We start from the raw sequence: 5,711 nt of genomic DNA on the forward strand, positions 1-5,711 counted from the left end.
AACACAACCAACCAAATCAGACCCTAGCCCCGATCTTCCGTCGAAAGCGGAGAGGTATATCCATGGCTTTTGAGAAGCGCCACGCGCTTGGCTGCGCGCAGGTCTTCGGTCACCATCTCGGCGCACATTTCCTGTACTGTGATCTCCGGAACCCAGCCAAGTTTCTGTTTGGCCTTGGACGGATCACCCAGCAGGGTTTCGACCTCTGCGGGGCGGAAATACTTGGGGTCGATCCGCATGATCACATCGCCGGGTTTGATGCCCGGTGCCTGGCCGCCCTCTATGGCGGTGGCAACGGCCACTTCGTCAATGCCGGTGCCGCGAAATTCAAGGGTGATGCCAAGTTCGGCCGCGGACCAGGTGATAAATTCGCGCACCGAGTATTGAACCCCGGTGGCGATCACGAAATCTTCGGGCTTGTCTTGTTGCAGCATCATCCACTGCATGCGCACGTAATCCTTGGCGTGCCCCCAATCGCGCAGGCTGTCGATATTGCCCATGTAAAGGCAGGTATCGAGCCCCTGTGCGATATTGGCCAGACCGCGGGTGATCTTTCGCGTCACGAAGGTTTCGCCCCGGCGTGGGCTTTCGTGATTGAACAGGATGCCGTTGCAGGCATACAGCCCATAAGCCTCACGGTAATTCACGGTGATCCAATAGGCGTAAAGCTTGGCCACCGCATAGGGCGAGCGCGGGTAAAACGGCGTGGTTTCGCGCTGTGGGGTTTCCTGCACGAGGCCATAAAGCTCTGAGGTGGAGGCCTGATAGAAACGGGTCTTTTCCTCCATCTTGAGGAACCGGATCGCTTCAAGCAGGCGCAGCGTGCCGATGCCATCGACATCGGCGGTATATTCGGGGGCCTCAAAGCTGACGGCGACATGGCTTTGCGCGCCGAGGTTATAAACCTCGTCAGGCTGCACTTCGGACAGGATGCGCGTCAGGTTCGAGGTGTCGGTCAGATCGCCGTAATGCAGCTTGAAACAGGCGTGGTCGGTATGCGGATCCTCATAGATGTGATCGACACGTTGCGTGTTGAACAGCGACGCGCGCCGCTTGATCCCGTGGACCTCATAGCCTTTCGCCAAAAGCAGCTCAGCCAGATAAGAGCCATCCTGGCCGGTGACACCCGTGATCAATGCTTTTTTCATGACGCGTTTCTATCCTTTTACCGGCTGCAAGCTTTTGTGCCGTTGTAATAAGGTCGATGGATGGACCGCAAGGCATGAAAGCTTTTTGGCGCCGAACCGTCCGGTTTTTGCTTGAAGGACAGGGGGGCTTCTAAATTGCAGCAATACCGCAAACCCGCTAAGCAGGACGAAATCGGAGTGGGGTTGAATTTATGCGAATCTACGTGGCGGGCCACAGGGGCATGGTTGGTGGGGCAATTCTTGCCAAGCTGAAGGCGCAGGGCGGGCACGAGCTTGTCACCCGCACTTCGGCAGGGCTTGACCTGACCGACCAGACCGCCGTGCGTGACTTTTTTCAGGATACGCGCCCCGATGCGGTCATTCTTGCGGCGGCCAAGGTTGGGGGCATCATTGCCAACAACAGCTATCCGGCACAGTTCATCTATGAAAACCTGATGATCGAATGCAACGTCATCCATCAGGCCTATGCCGCCGGTGTGCGCCGCCTTCTGCAATTGGGCAGCACCTGTATCTATCCCAAGATGGCGCCACAGCCGATGCCGGAAGAGGCCCTTTTAACCGGCGTTCTGGAACCCACAAACGAGCCTTATGCCATCGCCAAGATTGCCGGTATCAAGCTTTGTGAAAGCTACAACCGGCAATATGGAACCGATTATCGCTCCGTGATGCCGACCAATCTTTACGGGCCGGGTGATAACTTTCATCCCGAAAACAGCCATGTCCTGCCGGCCCTTCTGCGCCGGTTTCATACGGCCGCCCAAGAGGGCGCCGACGAGGTGGTCGTCTGGGGAAGCGGCACCCCGATGCGTGAATTCCTGCATGTCGATGATATGGCCGAAGCCTCGCTTTTCGTGATGGGCCTTGATCCCGAGGTCTATCGGCGCGAAACCCAAGAGATGCTGAGCCATATCAATGTCGGTTCCGGGCGTGACGTGACAATCCGCGAGTTGGCGGAAACATTGGCACGCGTGACCGGTTTCGGGGGGCGGATCAGTTTTGACAGCACGAAACCCGACGGCACACCGCGCAAGCTTACGGATGTAAGCCGCCTCACGCGTATGGGCTGGAGCGCCAAGATCGGGCTGGAAGAGGGCATCAGGGATACCTATCGCTGGTTTCTCGAGCGCCCCGAAGAGGCGCTGCGCGCCAAATAGACGGCTTTCCCGATCGAAGGCGACCGCCCGGATGACCGGCGCGATGCCTGCACACTGCTGGCCATGTGCATCTTGGATCTTTGAATTGGTTGTCCTTGATACCGTGTTGCTCTAATCACGACAGTGTCGAGCGCGTATATTTCAGGCGCGCCAAGCTTGTTGAGTGGAGATTTCCTGCATGACCCAAATCACGCCTGTGATCCTCTGCGGTGGTTCGGGGACGCGCCTCTGGCCTCTCTCCCGCAAAAGTTTTCCCAAACAATTTGCTCAGTTGCTGGGCCCAGAAAGCCTGTTTCAGGCCTCTGCCGCGCGGGTGCATGGGGCATTTGATGATCTCGAATTCGCGCCGCCGGTCATTCTTACAAATTCGGATTTCCGGTTCATCGTGACCGAGCAACTCTTCGAGGTCGGCATCGACCCCGGCGCCATTCTGATTGAACCGGCAAGCCGCAATACCGCACCTGCCGTTCTGGCCGCTGCGATGCATGCCGTTGCCACCAACCCCGAGGCCATCCTGCTGATCGCGCCATCCGATCACGTCATCCCCGATGCGGCGGCGTTTCATGCGGCCGTGTCTCGGGGGCTGGAGGCGGTACGCGGTGGCGCGCTGGTGACCTTTGGCATCGAACCAGACCGTGCGGAAACCGGTTATGGTTATCTTGAACTTTCACAAAAGCCCGACGGATCGGGCCGGGCTATACCGCTGAAGACCTTTGTCGAGAAACCCGATGCGAAAACCGCCGCGCATATGGTCGAGGCCGGAACGTATTTCTGGAATGCGGGCATTTTCCTGTTTGCGGCCAAGGATATCATCGCCGCCTTTGAAAAATATGCCGCTGACCTGGTCGCGCCGGTACGGGCTGCACTTGAGCACGCCACCCCCGACCTTGGCTTTCTGCGGCTCGAGCCCGAAGCCTGGTGCGGGGTGCGCAATATTTCCATCGACTATGCCGTGATGGAAAAGGCCGAGACCCTTTCGGTCGTGCCCTTCACCGCAAGCTGGTCCGACCTTGGAAGTTGGGAAGCCGTGCAACAGCAGGGCAAGGGCGACGCGAACGGTGTTGTGCTTTCAGGCGCGGCGCAGGCGATTGATTGTTCCAATTCCCTGCTCAGATCCGAAAGCAGCAATCTGGAATTGATTGGGCTTGGCCTTGACGGGATCATGGCGGTTGCCATGCCCGATGCGGTGCTTGTCGCCGACCTGTCGCGCTCGCAGGATGTCAAACTGGTGGTCGAGACACTCAAGGCGAAGGACATCAAACAGGCCGAAGCCTTTTCCATGGACCACCGACCCTGGGGGCATTTCGAGACGCTGGTCATTGGCGAACGGTTTCAGGTCAAGCGGATCTATGTGAAACCCGGCGCAAAGCTAAGTCTGCAAAGCCATCACCATCGGTCCGAGCACTGGATCGTCGTCGCGGGCACAGCCAAGGTCACGATTGACGCGACCGAGCGATTGATGACTGAAAACGAGTCCGTTTACATTCCGCTTGGTGCAAGGCACCGGCTTGAAAATCCCGGTAAGGTTCCGATGATCCTTATCGAGGTCCAGACTGGCACCTATCTCGGAGAGGATGACATTATCCGCTATGAGGACGACTATGCCAGAGGGCAGGGCGCGAAGGGATAAGTCGGGCCTGTCATTGGTGCGGCCCGCCTTGCTTTTCCCTTGCATATGACGTTTCCCTGCCGAAAACACGAAGGCATAATGCCAAGGCAGCAGTCGGAATTGGATAGAACATGCGTATTGCAATGATCGGCACCGGTTATGTCGGGCTTGTCTCGGGGGTTTGCTTTTCGGATTTCGGGCATGAGGTGATCTGTGTCGACAAGGACGCGGCCAAGATCGCAATGCTTGAGCAGGGAAAAGTCCCGATTTACGAGCCGGGCCTTGATGTGGTCATGAACCGTAACGTCGAGGCCGGGCGTCTGTCCTTTACCATGGATATCGGTGCGGCGATCAATGGCGCTGATGCGGTGTTTATCGCGGTGGGCACGCCCACGCGGCGCGGCGATGGCCATGCGGATCTGACCTATGTGATGGCCGCCGCCGAAGAGATCGCGCGCCTGGCCAAGGAATATGTCGTCGTGGTCACGAAATCGACGGTCCCGGTCGGCACGAACCGCAAGGTCAAAGAGGTGATGATTGCGGCCAATCCGGGATTGGAGTTTGACGTCGCCTCGAACCCGGAATTCCTGCGTGAAGGGGCGGCAATCGACGATTTCATGAAGCCCGACCGGGTGATCGTCGGGGTCGAGACTGATCGCGCTGCCCAGGTGATGGCCGAGGTGTACCGGCCGCTTTACCTGCGGGATTTTCCGATCATTACGACCGATCTGGAAAGTGCCGAGATGATCAAATACGCCTCTAATGCGTTTCTGGCGACCAAGATCACCTTTATCAATGAAATTGCCGCACTCTGCGAAAGGGTCGGGGCGGATGTCAAGAAGGTCAGCCGCGGGATGGGGCTTGACGGGCGCATCGGGAACAAGTTCCTGCATGCCGGGCCGGGCTATGGCGGGAGCTGTTTTCCCAAGGATACCAAGGCGCTGGCGCGGATCGGGCAGGAGCATGCCGTGCCGATGCAAATCACCGAGACCGTGATCAAGGTCAACGAGGAAGTAAAGCGCCGGATGGTCGACAAGCTTCTGGATCAATGCGGCGGCTCGTTCAACAACAAGACGATTGCCGTGCTCGGGGTGACCTTCAAGCCCAATACCGATGACATGCGCGACGCGCCGTCCATCGCCATCGTTCAGGCGCTGCAGGATGCCGGTGCCAAGGTCCGCGCCTATGATCCCGAGGGCATGGAAATGGCCAAGACCATGATCTCGGGTATAGAATATGCGGCCAATGCCTACGACGTTCCCGTGGCGGCCCACTGCCTTGTCCTGGTCACGGAGTGGAATGCCTTCCGTTCGCTGGACCTCGGCCGCATCGCTGCCAGCATGACCAGCCCGGTATTCGTCGATCTGCGCAATGTCTATCGCCGCCACGAGGTGGAAGCCGCCGGGCTCGCCTATACCAGCATTGGGCGACCCAATGCCGGCAGCTTTGAGTCTGTCGCGGCGGCGGACGCTGCCGAATGAAAGTATTCGTCACCGGCGCAGCCGGGTTTATTGGCTCGCATCTGAGCCGGCGCCTTGTCGCCGACGGCCATCAGGTGCTCGGCTATGATGGGCTGACGCCGTATTACGACGTGTCGCTTAAGCGTGCCCGCCTGCAATTGCTGGCAGGCAGCAACGGCTTTACCTTCATCCAGGCCATGCTGGAGGACAAGCCCGCACTTGATCAGGCCATCTTCGACTTCGCGCCGGACGTGATCGTCCATCTCGCGGCGCAGGCTGGCGTGCGCTACAGCATCGAACATCCCCAGGCCTATATTGCTGCCAATGTGGTGGGCACCTT

At 58.6% G+C, this 5,711-nt stretch carries 5 protein-coding genes; 4 read left to right on the forward strand and 1 reads right to left on the reverse strand.

Going from position 1 to position 5,711, the window contains the following annotated elements; translation table 11 throughout:
- Window positions 1-23: 23 nt before the first annotated feature.
- On the reverse strand, window positions 24-1,148 hold the full coding sequence (gene gmd / locus QZ522_RS17330) for a GDP-mannose 4,6-dehydratase (RefSeq protein WP_294614542.1): 1,125 nt from the start codon (window positions 1,146-1,148) through the stop codon (window positions 24-26).
- 191 nt (window positions 1,149-1,339) lie between these two features.
- Here gmd and QZ522_RS17335 point away from each other — a divergent pair, with 191 nt between their 5' ends.
- The 4 genes from QZ522_RS17335 to QZ522_RS17350 form a co-directional block, all read left to right on the forward strand.
- Window positions 1,340-2,302 (forward strand): GDP-L-fucose synthase, encoded by a 963-nt coding sequence (locus tag QZ522_RS17335; RefSeq protein WP_294614544.1) that lies wholly within the window; start codon window positions 1,340-1,342, stop codon window positions 2,300-2,302.
- 178 nt (window positions 2,303-2,480) lie between these two features.
- Complete coding sequence (locus QZ522_RS17340; protein WP_294614547.1) at window positions 2,481-3,932, forward strand: mannose-1-phosphate guanylyltransferase/mannose-6-phosphate isomerase; 1,452 nt, start codon at window positions 2,481-2,483, stop codon at window positions 3,930-3,932.
- 110 nt (window positions 3,933-4,042) lie between these two features.
- Window positions 4,043-5,392 (forward strand): UDP-glucose/GDP-mannose dehydrogenase family protein, encoded by a 1,350-nt coding sequence (locus QZ522_RS17345; protein ID WP_294614550.1) that lies wholly within the window; start codon window positions 4,043-4,045, stop codon window positions 5,390-5,392.
- A partial coding sequence (locus QZ522_RS17350; protein ID WP_294614553.1) for a GDP-mannose 4,6-dehydratase occupies window positions 5,389-5,711 on the forward strand: 323 nt, incomplete at its 3' end. The genes QZ522_RS17345 and QZ522_RS17350, both read left to right, overlap by 4 nt.

The sequence above is a fragment of the uncultured Roseovarius sp. genome (genome assembly GCF_913054395.1).
Taxonomy (GTDB): Bacteria; Pseudomonadota; Alphaproteobacteria; order Rhodobacterales; family Rhodobacteraceae; genus Roseovarius.